Raw genomic sequence first — 18436 nt, 5'->3', positions numbered from 1 at the left:
TGGTTCTCTCCTAGCGGGCCAGCACCCGGCGCAGTGCGCCGAGCAGCTCGTCCTGGGCCGACTGCGCGGCCTCGGGGGCGGTGGCACGGCGCCAGGCGATGTAGCCGTCGGGGCGCACGAGCAGCACGCCGTCCTCGGCGATCTCGCTGACCCGGCTCCATTCGCCGTACGCGTCACGGAAGTTGCCGTCACCGATGCGCACCACCCGCAGCGGCACGCCGAGTTCTGCCCGGCACGCGGTCGCGGCGGTGTCCCAGACGCCGCCCGACAGACCGGTCAGCACGGTGAAGGTGCCGTCGCCCACGACGTCCAGCGTGGACAGACGCTCACCGTCGGCGTCGACGAGCCACGCGTGCGGCAGTTTCGCGCCGGGCCGGGTCGTCGGCCGGGCCGTCAACTCCTGGTCCTGCTCCCAGACTTCGGCGGGGCTGTCGTCGGGCAGCACCGCGGAGGAGACGTAACGCTGGTTCATCTCGACGCCGTGCGCGTTGAACTCGTAGTTCTTGAGCTGGATCGCCTCTTCGAGCCGGCGCCGCTTCTTGGCACCCTCGGGAGTCGGCGCGTCCAGCGCCGCGAGCCCGTCGGCGATGGCCGCCTCGTCACCGCCACCGCCGATGCCGAGCACATCGAAGATCGGACCGAACTGGTCGCGGCTGAGGTTGGCCCGCTCGACGATCTGCCGCCCGACGGGGGCCCGTTCGGCGGAGTAGGTGTCGAGAAGTTCGCGGCCGGCCTCGCCGCGTATCACCATCGCGAGCTTCCACGCGAGGTTGTACGCGTCCTGGACGGAGGTGTTGGAGCCGAGTCCGTTGGACGGCGGGTGACGGTGCACCGCGTCGCCCGCGCAGAAGACCCTCCCGGACGAATACTCCGAGGCGTAGCTGTGGTTGACGGTCCACAGCGAGGTCGACGTGATCTCCACCGGCAGCTCGGGGGCGCCGATCAGGTCGCGCACGATCTGCCGGGCCGCCTCCTCGTCCACCTGCGGCGGCGGCTGCTCGATGTCGTACCCCCACACCAGCAGCCACTCGTTCCACGGCCGGACCATGCGCACCAGACCCATGCCGATGCCGCCGGTCTCGGCGCCGGGCTGCATCACCCAGTACAGGACGCTCGGCCGGTGGGCGCAGTACCGGGTGAGGTCGGCCTTGAAGACGATGTTCATGCTGCCGGCCTTGGCCATGCGGCCGTCGAAGGGGAGGCCGAGCTGTTCCGCGACCGCGCTGCGCCCACCGTCCGCGCCGATCAGGTAGCGGGCGCGTACGGTGAACTCGTCGCCGCGCACCCGGTCGCGCAGCAGCGCGGTGACGCCGTCGGCGTCCTGCGTGAAACTGACGAACTCGGTGTCGAAGCGGACCTTGGCCCCCCGGGCCGCCGCGTTGTTCACCAGGATCGGCTCAAGGTAGGTCTGCGGCAGGTCGATCATCTCGCAGGGGCTCTTCGACGCGTACTCGGTGGCCGTCGCTGGCCCCGTGCCCCAGCTGCGGATGCGGCCGATCTCCGGCCCGGTCAGCGACGTGCACAGCACCGTGTCGCCCATGAGGTGGGACGGGCTGCCGACGGCCAGCGCCTCGGATTCCACTCCGAGGTCGCGCAGCACCTCCATGGTGCGCTGGTTGGTGATGTGTGCCCGCGGTGTGTTCGCCAGCCAGCCGTACTTCGTCACGAGCAGGGTGCGGACACCATAGGTGGCCAGCAGCAGTGCGGCGGAGCCCCCGGCGGGGCCGCTGCCGACGACGAGGACGTCGGTGTCGTACATGTCGTGTGCCTCGGTCGTGGTCATGGGCGGGTGCTCCTCGGTCATCCGGCCAGGGGGGCGAGACGGAAGGTGTATTCGAGCCGGCGCCACTCGCCGTCGACCTGGCGGCCGTCGGGGGTGGGGCCGGCCTGCGGCGCGAAGTCGACGATGAGTTCGTCCTTGACGCCGAAGACGGTGTCGCTGTCCATGTAGGCGCCGCCTGACACGAACAGCTGCGTGATGAGTCGGCGGTGGCCCGGCGCGTCGAACATGAAGTGCAGGTGGGGCGCGCGGTAGGGGTGGCGCCCGATCGCGTCGAGCATCTGCCCGACCGGCCCGTCTCCCGGGATCGGGTACTCCGAGGGCAGGATGGACCAGAACGCGATCCGTCCCTCGGCGTCGGTGCGCAGTCGGCCGCGCAGCACCGGCCCGTCCAGTTCCGGGAGTTGGACGTCGTAGAAGCCGTCCGCGTTGGACTGCCACACGTCCACGACCGCGTCCTTGACGGGCTCGCCGGCGGTGTCCGTGACCCGCGCGTCCACCCAGAGCGGCACGCCGGGCAGTCCTGCGGAGATGTCCCCGCCGTGGGCGGTCTCGGGCGGGCCCTCCACATAGAAGGGACCGAGCACCGCCGACGGAGTGGTGTCGGGCGTACGGGAGTTGGTGAGCAGATCCACGGCGCTGGAGACGCCGAGGGTGTCCGACAGCAGCACGAACTCCTGGCGGGTCGGGCTGCACATCTGGCCGGTGCGGGTCAGGAAGTCGATGGCGTACTGCCACTCGTCCTCGGTGACGTCATTGGCGGCGACGAAGGTGTGCAGATGCCGGACCAGGTCGCTCAGCAGGGTGCGCACGCGCGGGTCGGAAGCCTGCTCGAAGCTCGCCACGACCCGCTCGGTGAGACGGGCCAGCCGGGCCTGCGTGGAGGGGGGACCCTCGGGGCGACGCCCGTGCCAGGCGCCGGCCAGCAGCTCCGCGATGCCCTCGCGGGTCAGCTCACGCGGGTTCGGGTACGGCGTGGAGGCGGCCAGCTCCGCAGCGCGGGGCAGCGCGGACTCCGGCATGCCCAGGTCGCGCAGCGAGGTGGGGCCGCCCAGGGAGGCGACCAGGTCGTACACGCCGCTGGGGGCGTCGGGCACGCCCAGCGCGTCGGCGATGCGGCGCATCACACCGGGCACCGCGGGCGCGTTGTAGGCCATGGCGTGCGGCAGGACGACGGTGTGCGTCTCGGCATGCGGCAGCCCGAAGCTTCCGCCGAGGGTGTGGCAGAGCTTGTGGTGCAGGCCCATCCCCACGGTGGCAAGACAGGTACCGGCGAGCCAGGCCGCGTGCAGCAGGTCGGCGCGCGCCTCCTGGTCGGCCGGGTCGGCCGCGAGCCGGGGCAGCGCCCGGGCGATGCGGGAGATCGCGTCGAGGGCCTGCCCGTCGGTGATCGGGTTCGCGTCGGCCGAGTACAGGGCCTCGACGGCGTGGGCGAGCGCGTTGACGCCGCTCGTGACCGTCAGGGGCAGCGGCAGGGTGAGGGTGAAGTCGATGTCGTAGACGACGGTCTCGGGCAGGATGTCCGGAGACGACCTGGTGACCTTGCGCCCGTCCCGGGTCTCGCCGAGGACGGGGGTCACCTCGGAGCCGGCGTACGTGGTCGGCAGGATCACCTGCGGCAGCCCCGTGCGCAGTGCCAGCGCCTTCGACAGACCCGTGGTCGAACCGCCCCCGACGGCGACGATGCAGTCCGCGGCGGCCTCTTTGAGCACGTCGAGGGCGCGCTGGGTCACCTCCACCGGGGTGTGCATGGCCGCGCCGCCGAACTCGGCCACGAGAAGGCCGCCGAGCGCCTGGCGAACCCGCGCGGAGGCCGCGGCAAGGGGCCCGCTGGACAACAGCAGCACCCGGGAGCAGCCGAGCCGCTCGACCTCCTCGCCGAGGCGCCCGACGGTGCCGGCACCGAAGACCACCCGCGCGGGGTGGGATGTGTAGACGAACGTCCGCATGAACTCTGCCTCCGCGTGTCATCGGGTCGCGTCGGTCTCTTGTGCCACCGAGTATGCGAATGACATCCGCGTGAATTCCTGCACGATCCGGGCGCTCCACTGCACGAAACGCGCATGTGTGCTGGGCCGGACCGCCGGGGGAGCGGTCGTCTCATCCGGCGTGTGCATCACACTGCGTGTCGGGGCGGCACGGAAGTGCCGACGGGGCCTGACCGGGTTGGCGGACCGGTCAGCCGGACGTCGCCTCTCCCGGCTGTGGCCGAGCAGCCGGGACGGCACGCACGCCCCACAGGTGTCAACCGGCAGAAGACGTGGGGGCGTTGCAGATGCCGCCCGCACTTCCCGGGATCGCCGTTGGCGTCGTGCAGTGTGCGCATGGCATCGGCGAGCGTGCCCAGACCGTCGCGTCCGAGGGGGGTGAGGACGCGGGCACGCAGGATCTCCGTCACCGCCTGGGAGACGGCCCGCGCGGTGTCCTTGCCCTGGTCGGTCAGTTCGAGCTACGTAAGGCGTCGGTCCTCGTCCGCCCGACATGCGCCGGGTCAGACCGGCCGCGCAGAGTCGGTCGGCAACCTTGGTGAACCCGCCGCTGGACATGCGGGCCTCGTACGCGAGGCGTGTCATCGGCATCCGGTGCTTGGGGGCGGCGAGCAGGCGTACCAGCACCTCTGCGGAGCCTTGGCGGAGGTTGAAGCGCTCGGCCAGCTCGCTGGCGAGTACGTCCTGAGTGGCGTGGAAACCCTGCATGACCAGCATCCACCAGTCGAGCAGCCCACGGTCGACGCCCGGGGTACCCCCTCGGCCGTCGCCACTGTCGGCGGTGGGCATGTCCCTCACCCTGCTCATGCTCTGATTTCCGGGCGAACCTGCCGCGCGACTGTGCCCGCCTGTTCGTGCGCGCGGTGACCTGCGAGTCCAGCGGGCGGGCGTCAGGCGAGCTCGCGTGCCGGATATGCCCGCTGGGCATGGTGAAGGGCGCGTGCGTCTACCGCATCGCGCACCAGAGGGCGGGGCGGATGTTCACCAACCCCACCGCTCCTTCGCTCGTCGGTCCCTTCGTCTCCATCGGGTGCGCATCGTCCCGCTCTCCAACGCCGCTCACCGCCCTGAATGCAGGTCGGGGCCCACTTCAGGCCGGGTTGGGATCGGTCCGCAGACGGTGGCGGACGCGGCTGGCACACCGACAGCGCGGACTCTGCGCTGGGCATGCTCGACCCGGTGGAGTACGAACTTCGCACCCCGCCGGTAGCCTGAAACCAAGCAACTCGACTCCACCCGACTCAGGACAGTCCGGAGCCTGGGGGCGCACAGGGCCGACCACCAAGTAGTCCTCCCCCTGCGCGTCGGTCACCCGGCAGGATCGAGCACGACCGGAAGTTCCGCGAGGCCGCGGAAGGCCGGGAAGGGAACCTCCAGCCACAGTGTTTCCGCGCGAGGGTCGGCCAGAGTCATCCTCGGGAACCTGTCGAACAGGGCGGTGAGCGCCAGCTGCGTCACCAGCCGGGCCAGCGGGGCTCCCAGGCAGTAGTGGCTGCCGTGCCCGAACCCCAGATGCGCGTCCTGCGCGTTGCCCGGACGCATCACGTTCAACTCGTCCGGGGCGTCGAACTTCAGCGGATCGCGGTTGGCCGAACTGAGCGCGACCTGGACCAGGGCGCCCTTGGGAATCCGGGTCCCGCCGTACTCCACGTCCTCGGTCGCGTAACGGAACGTCCCGCTCTCCACGGAGCCGTCGTAGCGCACCAGTTCCTCGACCGCGGCACGCATCAGCTCCCCGTTCTCCCGCACGGCGCGCAGTTGTTCGGGATGGGACAGGAGATGACGCACGGCGTTGCCGATCAGGTACGCGGTCGTCTTGTGACCCGCGAACATCAGCAGGAACGCAGTGGAGACCAGCTCGTTCCCGGTCAGCCCGCCGTCGTCGTCCCGGACCGCGGTGAGCGCGCTCAGGAGATCGTCACCCGGACGCCTCCGCTTGGCGGCGATGAGATCCGAGAAGTACGCGTGCAGCTCCTCCTCCGCCCTCTGCTGGGCCTTCTTGGCCTCCTCGTTGAATCCGCTCTGAGCCACCGCGGAGGACAGGTTCTGCATCCGTGACCGTTCCCGGGGCGGTACACCCAGCAGATCGCAGATCACGATGATCGGTAGCGGGAACGCGAAGACCGGCAACAGGTCGAAGGGCTCCCGGGTCGGGCACTCGTCGAGCAGGCCCCGGACGATGTCCTGGATCTTCGGCCGCAGAGCCTCCACCCGCCGTGGGGTGAACGCGGAGCTGACCAGCCGGCGCAGCCGCGTGTGCTTGGGCCCGTCGGAGTTGAGCATGTTGTCGTCCAGCGCGACGGACGAATCACCGAAGATCCTCCGGTAGGCGTCCATGGCCCCGTACATGTCCTTGCTCAACCGCGGATCCGCCAGGGCGGCCCGCGCGTCCTCGTACCGGGTGATCAGATACGTCTCGTTGCCGTGCGGCGGTCTCATGGGGCAGACCGGGGCCGCGTCGCGGAGATGGGCGTAGACCGGGTGAGGGTCCCGCCGGAACTCCGGGGTGCAGCGTTCGGCCGCGGTGACGGCCTCTTGCGTGGTGGTCACGGACGACTCCTGAGGTCGAAGACGGCCTCGGCGTTGCCACCGAGGACGAGCTGCTGCGATGCCCTGTCGACCGGCAGCTTCTCGATCATGCGGATCTGCTCCTCCAGCGGCACGGCCAAGGGCGGGGAGTCGGTACCGAACAGCATCCGCTCGGGCCCCAGCACCTCCGCGTTCAGGCTCAGATGCGCCGGACTGCACGGGCTCGTGTCGACGTACATGCGCTGGAGCGCGGCGACCGGGTCGGCCGCCGGTCTCCGCCCCGCCGGCGGGGCGGAGGCCGCCTCGGGCCGGCCGGAGGGCGATGCGGCCCCGGCCCAGTGCCGGGGGCGCGCCGCCGTCTGCAGGCGCTCCGGCAGCAGCGCCATCGCGCCGCCGCCGGTCGCGCCGATCAGCCGTAGATCCGGGTACTTGTCCAGCCATCCCGCGAAGGCGATCATGGCCATGCCCATGGTGACGTCGCCGAACCGGCCGATCTGCTCGACGAAGCCGATCTCGTCGACCCGTTCCGTGCCGACCGGTTCGGCGGGGGCGTGTACCAGGACCGGAACTCCCGCCTCCGCGGCCAGCGCGAAGAAGGAGTCGGCGCGCGGGGAGCCGAGCAGCTCCCCGTGGACGCTGGACGTGGTGATCAGACCGACGAAGGCCGGGTCCTCCAAGGTCTCCCGCACCCCATCGAGGTGATCGTCGTCACCGAACGGGTTGGCGTACACATAGCCGCGCAATTGGTCGGGGAACCTGGCGATCAGCCCCGACATCCAGGCGTGGAAACTGCGCAGCCGGTCTCGTGGTTGCGCGTAGTTGTCCACGCCCGGTACCCGCGCCATGGCTCCGGCGCCGACGGGGCTGCCGATGATGGTGAGGTCGATGCCGGCCTCGGCGCGAGCGGCGAGCATGCCGTCGACGTCGGTCAGGCTCGGGGGCATGGGGAAGCGTTTGGCCGCCTCCGGCGGGGAGAGATGCCCGTGGATGTCGATGATCACGTGTCGCTACCCGGTTTCGGTGTGAGTGCGCGGGTGACCGCGGCACAGTCCTGGTCGCCCAGTCCCTGCTCGGTGGCATGGACGTGGGTCTCTGCCGCGGCGGTCGCCAGCGGCAGACTCAGGCCGACTGCCGCCGCCTGCTTGGTAGCGAGCATGAGGTCCTTCGCCATCAGCCGCAGCCGGAAGTCCGGCTCTTCGAAGCGACCGGAACCCAGGCGCCTCGACTTGAATGCCATGACCGGAGAGGCGAAGCCGCTGCCCGCGATGGTCTTGAGGACCAGCTGCCGGTCGAGGCCGCAGGCGGTCGCCAGTTCGGTGACCTCGGCCAGGGCCTGCACCTCGATGCCCATCAGGAGGTTGAGGCAGATTTTCATCCGCATGCCGGAACCGAGTGCGCCCAGATGGACGACCTCCTTGCCCAGCGCCTCCAGCAGCGGGCGGCAGGCGTCGAACGTCTGCTCCTCGCCGCCGACGAAGAGCCGGAGCTCGCCGTCACGGGCATGGTCGCGGTTGCCGAGCATGCCGACGTCCACGACCGAGGGGATGTCCCCGGCGATCTGGAGGACCTCTTCGGGGGAGACGGTGCTGGCGCAGATGAGGACCCCGGGGTAGGAGCCCTTGGACAGGACGCCGTCCGGTCCGCGCAGCAGGGAGCCGAGGGCTTCGCCGTCGGCGACGACGCAGATGGCGGCGCTCGTGCCCTCGACGGCGTCGGCCGGGTGTGCGGCGACGAAGGCGCCTGCCTCGGCAAGCGGTTCGGCCCGCTCCGCGGTACGGTTCCAGACCCGGACCTGTATTCCCCGGTCCAGGAGGCGGGTGGCCAGGCCGGCGCCCATCGTGCCGAGCCCGAGTACGGCGACGGGGCCGTTGGCGGTGCGCGTCATGACGTCACTCCCTTGGTCTCCTTGACGACCCGGAACCGCAGCGACTGCGTCGAGTCGACCCACTCGCGCAGCGGAGCCACCAGTGCGCGGTGCTCCGCGCTCTGCTGCCAGGCGAAGAAGTGCTCGGCCGTCTGCCACTCGCTGGTGATGACCCACTGCCGGGAGTCGTCCACGGGTGCTCCCAGCCTCTCGACGATGTGGCCGGGGGTCCGGGCGACGGACTTGCGGAGCTGGTCGTACAGATCCAGGAACCCCTGCTCGCCGCCCTCGATCACTCGGACGGTGAAGACGACGCTCAGCTTGTCGGCCGGCCGTCCGTTGTTCCTCGTGCCCATGTCTCCTCCTGAGGGTGAGATCCGGCAGGACACGACTTCCACGGCCTCATGCCCCCCGTGCGGACGCAACTCCGAATGGGGCACGGGCCAATGGGGACAAGGGGACAACGGTCCGTGATTGCTCTGTACGGGTGAGTGACGAGGCGGTGCGTTTTGGCCGACTACCGGGCTCAAATGGCCGCACTCGAATGGGGGTCTGCAACCCCCGGTGCGTGTCGGGAGATCGGGGCCCCTCTGGGATCGGCAACCGCCCGCGGGAGCTGGACGAGTGGGGCCGCTACCCGGCGTGCGAGCGGTTCCCGGCCTCGAAGGGTTGTTCCTTGTCACGGAGGCGCCGGGCTCGGACCGGCAGACGAAGAACCTGCTGATGCCGTACTCGCCGCAGGTACAGAGATCGCGACCAGCGCCCTGACGCCGCAGGCGGCGGCCGAGATGGTCGGCTGCCGCCCGGCGGAAGGGATTCAGGTTCCTCTGCGTGGAGTGACGCGGTGTCAGCCGGTCGCGCCGCCCGAGACCCATTCGTTCCAGGCCATGTTCCAGTCGTTGAGGCCGTTGTCCGGGGCCAGCGCGGTCTTGTCCTCGGAGTTCTTGACGATCACGACGTCGCCGGGCATCGAGTTGTCGAAGAACCACGCGGCGGGCTGCTTGCCGTCGCCGCCGCCCTTGACGTCGTTCAGGCCTATGCAGCCGTGGCTGGTGTTGGCCTTGCCGAAGACCGAGTCGGCCGCCCAGTAGTTGCCGTGGATGAACGTGCCCGAGGCGGTCAGGCGCATGGCGTGCGGTACGTCGTCGATGTCGTACGCGGGCTTGCCGTCCTTCATGAGGCCGACGCTCGCACCGTTCATGTGGGTCTGCTCGAACTTCTCGGAGATGACCATCTGACCGTTGTGCGTCGGGTGCTCCGGGCTGCCGGACGAGACCGGGATGGTCCTGATCGTCTTGCCGTCCCGTACGACGGTCATCTGCTTCGTCCTGGCGTCGACCGTGCTGATCTGGCTCCGGCCGATCTTGAACGTGACCGTCTTCTGGATGCCGTGGCGGGTGAGCTTGACAGTGACGGTGGAGCCGGGCGTCCAGTAGCTCTCGGGGCGGAAGTCCAGCCGGGCGTCGTTGAACCAGTGACCGACGACCCGCTGCCCGCTGCTGGTGCTGACCTGGATCTCCGACTCCACGGCGGCCTTGTCGCCGATCGCCTTGTCGAAGCTGACCGTCACCGGCATGCCCACACCGACGGTCGAGCCGTCCTCGGGGGAGAGGTGCCCGATGAAGTCGTTGGCCGGGGAGACCGTGGTGATCGTGGCGTTCGCGGTGACGGAGCGGCCCTTGGCGTCCTCGGCCTCTGCGGCGACCTGGTATCTGGTGGCCCGCTCCAGCGGGCCGTTCGGCTTCCAGGACGTGCCGTCCGCGGACAGGGTGCCCGGAATCTCGGCGCCGGTCGCGACGGCGGTCATGGTCACCTTGGTGAGCGTGCCGTTGCTGACCGTGACGTTGACGGGGTCGTTGATTCCGACGCCGTAGGCACCTTGTCCGGGCGTGATCTTTATTCGGGCGTCGGAAGCGTCCTGGGTGCCCGCCTGAGCTCCCCGCGCGTGCGATGTCGGCTGATTCCCGGCGGCGTCGCCGCCGGTGGCGGCGTTGCTGGTACCTCCGAGGGCCGTGAGTGCGAGTACGCCGCCGAGCACGCCGGTCATGGCCATCAGTCCGGTGTGTCGCTTACTTAGCGCGATCAAACGCTTCTCCCATGCCGCTGGTCGTTGAAATCTCCGGAGCTGTTCACCGGAGGGGTGACAATTTGGATTAAAGAACTATTTTTAACCATTGATCTGCCCTGAAGGGAGTGAATTGTGGCGAATTCCACGCGTCGCGAGAGCTCCCCCCAGGCTCTGCTAGGCGGCCGGATGGCGCGTGGCCGATCTGCTTTCGCCGCTCGGCGCGGGCCATGGTGGGGACGCTGCGATGGGCGTGGTGCCCTTGCCGCTGCATCGCCGCGCGTTTGCAGGCGAGCATCACAGGGCCATACGAATGATTCACCGGCTCCGCAGGGTGAACGACGGCACGGTGTGCCCCGGGTCGACGGTCGGCAGCCGCTCGCGACCCTACGTTGACCCGTGTGACGCTGAGTTACGCCTTTGTGAACCTGAAGCCCGGGGTGGGAAAGACGACCAGCGCAGTCTGGTTGGCCCACGCACTTCACGAGTCGGGTGTTCCACCGCTGCTGGTCGACAGCGACCCCGCTTCCTCCGCGCTGCGCTGGAGTGAATTGGCAGGTGGCTTCCCGTTTCCTGTGGTCGCTCTGCCGGTGGGCGACGTGCACCGGCGCGTGAACGACTTCCTGGGCGACCGGCAGGCCGTCGTGTTCGACGCTCCGCAGATGGAGGACCACGCGCACATCACCCGCAGCATCATGAGATACGCAAGCGAATGGATCGTGCCGGTGACTCCGGCTCCCATCGAGCTCGATCGCATGGCGCCCATCGGTGGCGAGATGGGCGACGTACAGTCCCTGCGCGCCCACCCGGCCCACGCCGCCGTCCTGCTGAACCGAACGAACCGGGCCGACGCCACGCGGACCGGTCCCGACGCCGACGCCCGCGAAGCTCTCACCGAGCGGGGCTTCGACGTGCTGTCCACCCACATTCCGCGGCTCGACCTGTACGCCCAGTCATTCGGAAGTCCGGTGGTGGCCAAAGGATCGGCGTACAAGGACCTCGCAGAAGAACTCGTCAAGCGACAGGACAAGACATGAATCAGCGCAAGGACACCTACCGGGCCGCATTGCAGCGCGGACCCGACGCCGTCCTGCCGCGTCCCGTCAAAGTCGCTCGGCTGCACACCCGATACGTGCGGGTGACCATCGAGTTCGACACCGGCCTGCCGCGTGACCTCGTGCAATGGGCAGAGGCACCGGTCTCCGCGATGATGCGGGCCGGCGCCGCCGCCCTGCGACCCCTGCGAGGTGCGTCGGGACCCGGGTGACGCAGTCGTACAAGCCTTCCCGGGCCCCGGTGGGCAGACGAATCAGCGCAGGCCGGCGAAGAGGTCGTTCTCGGGCGTGGCCGCGCCGGTGGTGTCCTGGACACGTACGAAGGTCTCGACGCCCATCAACTCGGTGAACCTCTCCCGGCCCATCTTGAGGAAGAAGATGTTCTCGCCCTGGCTGGCGTGCGCGGCCAGCGCATCGTACTTCTGGCCGCCGAACGCGGTGGTGTCCACCCAGGCGGTGATTTCCTCGTCGGGGAGTCCGATCTCTGCGATGGCGGCGGCCTCAGCGGGGTCCGGCTCCGGTACGTCCGCACCGAACTCGCGCATGGTCTCCCCGAACCGTCGCATCATCGAGTGTGGTGCCGTCGTCCAGTACACCTTCGGTGTCGGCGCGGTCATCTTCAGTGCTGCCATCGTGATGCGGTTGGCCTGGATGTGGTCGGGGTGGCCGTAGAAGCCGTTTTCGTCGTAGGTGATGACCACGTCGGGTCGATAGCGCCGCAGGAGTTCCGCGAGTCGGGCAGCGCCCTCCTCCACGGGTGTCTGCCAGAAGGATCCGGGGGCGTCGTTGGCCGGCCAGCCCATCATTCCGGAGTCGGCGTAGTCCAGCGTCTCCAAATGACTGATCTTCAGGATGTCGCAGCTCGCCTCGAGTTCTTGACGCCGCATCAAGGCGACGGCTGCCGGATCGTGCCCCGGATCGCCAGGCTTGACGCCCCCCGGCCCGTCACCGCAACCGCCGTCGGTACACGTCACGAGGACCGTGCGAATGCCCTCCGCGGCGTACCGCGCGAGGACGCCTCCCGTTCCGGTGGCCTCGTCGTCGGGGTGGGCGTGTACCGCCATGAGCGTCAACGGCCGGTCGTTCATGAAACAGTCCTCCTGCGTGATAGGGCCTCGGTCCGAGTCCGCGGCCGGTACATGAGCGGGCGCCCCTCGACAGCAGATCATCGGGGGCACCGCGGACCCGAGGGCCCCGGATCACGTCGGAGAGGATGATCTGTCGGTCTCCGTCTTCCCCGCCCGCGCGACGCCGGTCCCTCGGCCGGTGCAACAGAGCCGGCCGCACCTGCTGTTCCCGCCGCACACGGGAACACCGGAACTGTTGCTCGGTGAGCCGCCGGCTGCTCGCGCCGGTGCCCGCAGCGACGATCCCTTGTACCGCCGCGGTGCCGGCTCAGGATGACACCGCGGAGGCGCGCTACGCCGCAGCCCTTCACCAACGGAGTGCTGGTCGGGAGCGATCCCGGCCAGCACTTTCTGCACTCAGTGATCTGCGGCTCTCACCGTTGGAACGCCGACAGTCCGTTCGGGGTGCCGTTGCCGGTGGGGGCGTCGTAGCCCGGAACCGCTGTGCAGAGGTAGTCGCCGTCGCAGGTGCCGTTGGAGCCGGCCGCCACGTCGTTGAGGCTCGCCGCACCGGCGGAGTACAGGCGCGAGGCGTCGGGGAAGGCGGCGGGGTCACCGGCGAGTGCGATGACTCCGGCCAAGAACGGCGCCGATGCACTGGTGCCCCCCACGACCGTCCAGCCACCGCTGCCCCTGGGCACGGAGGTGACGTAGACGGCGAGGCCGGTGTCGGGGTCGGCGACGGCGGACACGTCCGCGATCGTGCGGCCGGGGCAGTCGGTGTCCTGCTGCCAGGCCGGCTTGTCGACCCAGGCCGAGCAGCCGCTGCCCGACCCGGCCCAGGCGGACTCCTGCCAGCCGCGGTCGTTGTCGGCACGGGTGAGCGAGGTGCCCCCCACCGCGATGACGTTGGAGTACGCCGCCGGGAAGGCCGGGACGGTGTAGCCGGAGTCGCCGGAAGAGGCGACCACCGCCACGCCGGGGTGGCTGTAGTCCTTGGCGAAGGCGGTCGTGCCGTGCGCTTCGGTGCCGCCGTAGCTGTTGGACACCTCGGTGGCGCCCAGGGCGACGGAGGTGTCCACCGCGGCGGCCAGGTCCGCCATCTCGGGTTCGTCGGCCTCGACGAGCAGGATGTGGCACCGGGGGCAGGCGGCGGAGGCCATCTCCAGGTCGAGCGCCGTTTCGGTGGCCCAGCCGCTGGCGGCGCCGGATTGCGGCAGGGGAGCGGTGGCGCCGCGCTGGTCGACCTTGCGGAAGCAGCCGTTGTCCGTGGTGCACGGGGGCAGTCCGTAAGTCGTGCGGTAGACCGCGAGGTCGGCCTCGGCGGTCGGATCGTCGTAGGCGTCGACCAGGGCGATGGTCTGGCCCTCGCCGCCGGCCGACGGCAGACGGTAGGCCGAGCGCAGGTCGGCCGGGCCGTAGCCCTCCGGGAGGTCCGTCGCAGCGGTGCTCACACCGGTGCGGACCTTGGCGGCCCCGGCCGGTCCGCGAACACCCAGGCCGCCGTGGACGTCGGTGCGTACGAGGGCCAAGCACCGGGCATGCCCGGCGGGAGCGGTGCCGCAGGCGCGTTCGACATGCGGCTGCGCCGTGGTGCCGCCGGCCGCCTGGGCGGTGCCGACGGCGGGCATGGCGAGGGCCGCGAGCAGGGCGGTCACGGCGGCCCGGGTGGTGCGCAGCAGGCGGCTTGTGTGTATCCGGCGGGTGGTCATCCGGGGATCGTTCTCCTGGTTCTCCTGATGGGGGGCGGGCGCGGTCATGACGTGGTGGCGGCGACGGTGTAGGCGTGCGTGACGGTCTCGGTGAGCGCGTTGCCGTCCGCGTCGGCGGCGGTGACGCGGATCGCCGGACTGGTGCCGCGTGCGGAGTCCGGGTTGGTCCAGCGGGCCCGGTAGTGGCCCTTGGAACCGTGCAGGACCGTGTTCTGCCAGGTCTGGCCGCCGTCGAAGGAGACCTGCACCGCGGCGGAGGTGATCGCCGCCCGTGAACCGGCCCCGCCGACGGTCACGTGACCGATGGTCAGACCCATGCTCTGGGCGGTCCGGTGACTGGTGTTCTCGTCGTCCGCGGCCAGGTGGAAGCGCGCGGTGAGCAGCGGCAGGACCTGGCAGGGCGTGGTCGGCGACTGCCCTTCGCAGGTGAACGGGGCCGGCAGGAGGGAGTCGGTGTCACTCGCCGTAGGCAGGCCGAAGGTCAGCTCGGTGTGGGCGGTGGTGGACTGGCTGAGGGTGGTGTCGCCTGAGAAGTCCTGGTCGGCGACCATGCGGTAGCGGGCGTCGGACGCCGTCTGGCCGTCGACGTAGACGGCCGTGTTGCCGGGCCTGTCGTCCAGGAGCGTGCCGTCTCGGTACAGCTGGGCGTGGAAGGCGTGCGGCTGTTCGTCGTAGACGCTGATGTCACCGTTGTGGTCCGGCTCGCTGTCGGTCGCGGTGAGGAAGACCAGCAGCTTGCCGTCCGCGAGGCAGGCTGCGCAGTCCGAGCCGCCGAACGGACCGCTCGTGTACTGGCCAAGGCCCAGGCCGATCGGACCGCGGGCCCAGTCCTGGGTGTAGGTGCGGCCCGGGGCGAAGGTGCGGTTGCCCGAGTTGAAGGCGAGGCTCGTGCCGGGGAAGGACTGCTGGACCCAGATCCCGCCGTTGTTGCTGCTCAGGTAGTCGGTGACGCGGGCGGGCATGGTCTGTGTCACGGCCGCGGAGAAGGCGGCCGGGAGTCCGGAGCCGAGTTCGCCGCTGGTGATGATGCCGTCCGGGGAGGCCGCCGGGTCGCGGACGTAGCGTTCCCGGACGGTGGCGAGCTGCCTGCCGGTAACCGTGATCCGCTGGTCGGCCGCCACTTGGTCGGACAGGTGCCCGGTGAGGTCGTAGCGGTAGGGGTCGGTGGTGTCCGTGCCGTGGCCCGACCACTGGGTGAAGTAGGCGACCTTGCCGGTCGTGGCGGCCGGCTGGGGGTTGACGTAGACGGGGGTGGCGTCGGTGGAGACCGCCGAGGCGGTGGGGGCCGCGTCGATCGAGCCGTCGGCGGCGTCGGTACGACCCCAGGTGGCGGCGACGTAGTCGGCGGTGGCCGGGCGTGGCGTGACGGCGGCGACCTGGGCGGTGGCCGTGCGGGCGTCCAGGTCCGCGGTGGTCGCGCCGGTCACGTCGAGGTCGGTCAGGGTGACCAGGGACTGCGCGGTGACGTTGCCGGAGGCGTCGAAGTCGACCACCGGCGCGGCCAGGCTGTAGTGGCCGGACGGCACGGCCACCTTCTCGATGCCGTCGTCCATCGGGAGGACCGCGGTCATCATGGTGGCGTTGTCGGTGTCGGTCACCAGGACCTGACCGTTGACTCCGGCGCCGGACCGGTCCTCCGCCGTGATCTGGAGGATGTTGAGCCTGTACTTGGCCGTCGCGCGGCTCTCGGCAGGCGTATTGGTGGTCGCGCCGCTCCGGCCGACGGAGGCCACTCCCGCGAACAGCGGAGTGCTGCCCGGCCTGTGGCCGACGCGGACGTCGGTGGCGATCCGCTGCTTCAGCAGCCGCGCCAGCTTCCTGCCGGACGATGCCGTGGCATACCCGCGGGCGGAGACGCCGTGTGCGGTCGAGCCGCTGGTGGACGTCAGGGTCAGCCCAGCAGGGGTGCTCGGCTTCGCGCCCTTGGCGAAGGACACGGTCACCGGGACGCGGTCGGTCGTCGACGCAGCCTTGGCCGGTGCGGTCACGTCGAACAGGGAGAGGTCCAGTTGCCTGCCGACGTACGGCTGGGCCACAGCCGGGATCACATAGCGGTCACCCGAAGCGTCCTGGAACGACAGGAACGCACCGCTGCCGGCGGCGTGCGAGGCCGGGCGTACGGCGAGTATGCGCGGCTGCCCGGCCGCCGTCGTGGTGACCGTGACCTGATCGCCCGTCACCAGCGTGACGGTCCGGGTGGCGGATGCTTCTGCGGCTGCCTTGCCCGGCAGGGCTGGGGCTTCCTGAGCGGCGAGCGCCGGAGCGCCCAGCGCGGCCGTGGCGGTCACCACGACTCCCAGGGCCAGGGCCCCGGTGGCGAGGGCCCCGGTGGCGAGGGGGCCGCGCGACCGGCGGGCAGCGGCTGCCCGGGCGGTGGCGGACAACCTGCGGGACAACTTGTGGGACAGCCTGCGGTACAACAGGGTCGATCTCACTCATGGCTCCTTGGGTGGGTGACTTCCGGCGGGGACGGTGCGAGCGCGGCCATGCCGGGCAGCCGGGCAGCCGGGCAGCCGGGACGGCCGGTGCGGGAACCGCGCGGGCGCCGGGTTCCGAGCAGTGGGTCAGGGGGCGGCCGGGCCGGTGATGAGCAGACCGTGGCCGTCGTAGGGCCAGCCGTTGATCACACAGCCGTGCAGGCCCTTGATCTGCTGCATCATCACCGGTGCGGGCTTGCCGGGACCGGGGCAGCCGACGTGGTTGTGGCCCAGTCGGTGGCCGACTTCATGGTTGACGGCCAGTGCGTGGTAGAGGCCGGGTTCGCCTCTGTAGTACTGGGTGAGCAGCAGCCAGCGTTTGACGTTGATGACCACGTCGTCACCGCCGCTGCAGTTGACCCAACCTCCGGTGTCCAGGCCGTACTTGGCGCACAGGGTGTCCGTGGTGCCGGGCGAGGCGAGATGGACGGTGAAGTCCACCGGGCCGCTGGCTACGCGCTGGAAGGACCACGCGCCGCCCGCCGCCCAGCCGCGCTTGGTGTCGTCGAGCACGGTGTCGACCTGTCTCGCGAACTTCCCGGGGTCCTGGCCAAGACCGCCCTCGACATCGACCGCGTAACGCAGCAACTTGCCGGTGCCGAAGACCTTGGTGCCGCCGGCGGCCCGGGTGAAGTCGCCGTTGCCGCGCTCGGGGAACCACGTCGACGACGAGGCGGACGACGACACGGAGGGCGGTGCGGACGACGACGCGGAGGGCGACGGCGGGTGCGTCGACGGAGAGGGCGCCGCGGGGTGTGAGGTGGTGTGCACCGGTGTGACGGCAGGCGTCGGTGTGTCGACTGCTGTGTGCGGGACGCCGGCACCGGAGGGGGTGCTGGTGTGCATCGCGATGCCGGTGCACACCAGGAACGCGGCAACGGCGCTCAGCCCCAGCACGCCGTTGCGGTGGGTATGTCGCCGGCGCCGCCGGGCATGGGACCGGGACCGGCGCCGGGACGTGGCGTGGGCTGCCGGACGCAGGGCTGGGTTGTTCTCGGACATGGGCGGCTGTGTGGTCACGGCCGATCAGACTGGCCTGGCAATGTGATCGAACTCCGCCGGGAATATGACCGAACCGCAACAGCCTCGGCTATGTGATCATCGTGTAACAGTGACGCGGGCGACCGGTGACCGCCACTGATACTGAGCGCATGGCTCGTGTCCTCCTCGTCGAAGACGACCCCGCTGTCCGCGAAGGCGCCCGGCTGGCCTTGCGCCGTCAGGGGCAGGACGTCGCTGCGGCGGCGACCGGGGAGGAGGGGCTGGACCAGCTTCGGTCGTTCCGGCCGGATGTCGTGGTGCTGGATCTGATGCTGCCCGGGATGAGCGGGCTGGAGGTGTGCCGCCGGATCCGCGCGGACAGCCAGGTGCCGATCATCATGGTGACCGCCAGGGGCGACGACGTGGACATCGTGGTCGGACTCGAGACCGGAGCGGACGACTATGTGGTCAAACCCGTTCAGGCCCGGGTCCTGGAGGCGAGGATCCGGGCCGTGCTGCGCCGCGTCGAGCAGGGGCCGTCCCCTGACGGCGGCGTCCCGGTGGTCGAGACGTACGGCGAGCTCTGCATCGACCGCGCGGGGCTCACCGTCACCTGCCGAGGCGCCGCGGTCCCGCTGGCCCCGTCCGAACTGCGGCTGCTGCTGACCCTGTCCGCCTCCCCCGGCCGGGTGTTCAGCCGCCAGCAGCTCCTGGAGGCCGTCTGGGAGCACAGCTACCACGGCGACGCCCGGCTGGTGGACGCCTGCGTCAAACGGCTGCGGACCAAGCTGGGCGAGCCCTCGCGCCACCCGCGCCACATCGAGACCGTCCGGGGCTTCGGCTACCGGTTCCACAACCCGCGGTGACGGCGCCGTCGTCCCCTCGCACGCCGCCGCCCCGCCGGCGACAGCGCCTTCC

General features: G+C 70.5%; 14 protein-coding genes. 3 read left to right on the top strand and 11 right to left on the bottom strand.

Annotated elements, in window-relative coordinates:
- Positions 1 to 10: 10 nt before the first annotated feature.
- The 7 genes from EDD90_RS07005 to EDD90_RS06970 form a co-directional block, all read right to left on the bottom strand.
- Entirely contained in the window at positions 11 to 1783 is a 1773-nt protein-coding gene (locus EDD90_RS07005; protein WP_123972266.1) for an FAD-dependent monooxygenase, read from the bottom strand.
- 17 nt (positions 1784 to 1800) lie between these two features.
- Positions 1801 to 3729: a maleylacetate reductase and hydroxyquinol 1,2-dioxygenase domain-containing protein gene (locus tag EDD90_RS07000; RefSeq protein ID WP_123972265.1), complete on the bottom strand. Its 1929-nt coding sequence runs from the start codon at positions 3727 to 3729 to the stop codon at positions 1801 to 1803.
- A gap of 1347 nt (positions 3730 to 5076) precedes the next feature.
- Complete coding sequence (locus tag EDD90_RS06990) at positions 5077 to 6318, bottom strand: cytochrome P450 (protein ID WP_123972264.1); 1242 nt, start codon at positions 6316 to 6318, stop codon at positions 5077 to 5079.
- Positions 6315 to 7298 carry an amidohydrolase family protein gene (locus EDD90_RS06985; RefSeq protein ID WP_123972263.1) on the bottom strand — a complete coding sequence of 328 codons (984 nt, stop codon included), beginning with the start codon at positions 7296 to 7298 and terminating at the stop codon, positions 6315 to 6317. Before EDD90_RS06985 ends, EDD90_RS06990 begins: the two co-directional genes overlap by 4 nt.
- Positions 7295 to 8182 (bottom strand): NAD(P)-dependent oxidoreductase, encoded by an 888-nt coding sequence (locus tag EDD90_RS06980; RefSeq protein ID WP_123972262.1) that lies wholly within the window; start codon positions 8180 to 8182, stop codon positions 7295 to 7297. Before EDD90_RS06980 ends, EDD90_RS06985 begins: the two co-directional genes overlap by 4 nt.
- A complete protein-coding gene (locus EDD90_RS06975) occupies positions 8179 to 8517 on the bottom strand; it encodes an antibiotic biosynthesis monooxygenase (protein WP_123972261.1) in 339 nt (112 codons plus the stop codon). The genes EDD90_RS06980 and EDD90_RS06975 overlap by 4 nt, the downstream gene beginning before the upstream one ends.
- Positions 8518 to 9008: 491 nt before the next feature.
- Positions 9009 to 10214: an Ig-like domain-containing protein gene (locus tag EDD90_RS06970; protein ID WP_185148964.1), complete on the bottom strand. Its 1206-nt coding sequence runs from the start codon at positions 10212 to 10214 to the stop codon at positions 9009 to 9011.
- A 413-nt stretch (positions 10215 to 10627) separates the two neighbouring features.
- Here EDD90_RS06970 and EDD90_RS06965 point away from each other — a divergent pair, with 413 nt between their 5' ends.
- Together EDD90_RS06965 and EDD90_RS06960 are read left to right on the top strand one after the other, a co-directional pair.
- Positions 10628 to 11263 carry a ParA family protein gene (locus EDD90_RS06965; RefSeq protein ID WP_260327683.1) on the top strand — a complete coding sequence of 212 codons (636 nt, stop codon included), beginning with the start codon at positions 10628 to 10630 and terminating at the stop codon, positions 11261 to 11263.
- The gene (locus tag EDD90_RS06960; RefSeq protein WP_123972259.1) at positions 11260 to 11493 is read left to right on the top strand and encodes a hypothetical protein; all 234 of its coding nucleotides are present in this window, start codon (positions 11260 to 11262) and stop codon (positions 11491 to 11493) included. Before EDD90_RS06965 ends, EDD90_RS06960 begins: the two co-directional genes overlap by 4 nt.
- 42 nt (positions 11494 to 11535) lie before the next feature.
- On the opposite strand, the gene EDD90_RS06955 is transcribed toward EDD90_RS06960, so the two are convergent.
- From EDD90_RS06955 to EDD90_RS06940, 4 genes are all read right to left on the bottom strand, one after another.
- A complete protein-coding gene (locus EDD90_RS06955) occupies positions 11536 to 12369 on the bottom strand; it encodes a PIG-L family deacetylase (RefSeq protein WP_123972258.1) in 834 nt (277 codons plus the stop codon).
- Positions 12370 to 12782: 413 nt separating this feature from the next.
- Positions 12783 to 14108 (bottom strand): S8 family serine peptidase, encoded by a 1326-nt coding sequence (locus tag EDD90_RS06950; protein ID WP_260327682.1) that lies wholly within the window; start codon positions 14106 to 14108, stop codon positions 12783 to 12785.
- On the bottom strand, positions 14105 to 16495 hold the full coding sequence (locus EDD90_RS06945) for a hypothetical protein (RefSeq protein WP_123972257.1): 2391 nt from the start codon (positions 16493 to 16495) through the stop codon (positions 14105 to 14107). Before EDD90_RS06945 ends, EDD90_RS06950 begins: the two co-directional genes overlap by 4 nt.
- A gap of 129 nt (positions 16496 to 16624) precedes the next feature.
- Complete coding sequence (locus tag EDD90_RS06940) at positions 16625 to 17539, bottom strand: DUF3152 domain-containing protein (RefSeq protein ID WP_221305070.1); 915 nt, start codon at positions 17537 to 17539, stop codon at positions 16625 to 16627.
- Positions 17540 to 17688: 149 nt separating this feature from the next.
- On the opposite strand from EDD90_RS06940, the gene EDD90_RS06935 reads away from it, so the two are divergent.
- Positions 17689 to 18384 (top strand): response regulator transcription factor, encoded by a 696-nt coding sequence (locus EDD90_RS06935; protein ID WP_123972256.1) that lies wholly within the window; start codon positions 17689 to 17691, stop codon positions 18382 to 18384.
- Positions 18385 to 18436 lie beyond the last annotated feature (52 nt).

Origin of the sequence: Streptomyces sp. Ag109_O5-1 (assembly GCF_003814875.1) — a bacterium.
Taxonomy (GTDB): Bacteria; Actinomycetota; Actinomycetes; order Streptomycetales; family Streptomycetaceae; genus Streptomyces; species Streptomyces sasae.
This window is presented reverse-complemented; position numbering and strand designations above follow the sequence as displayed.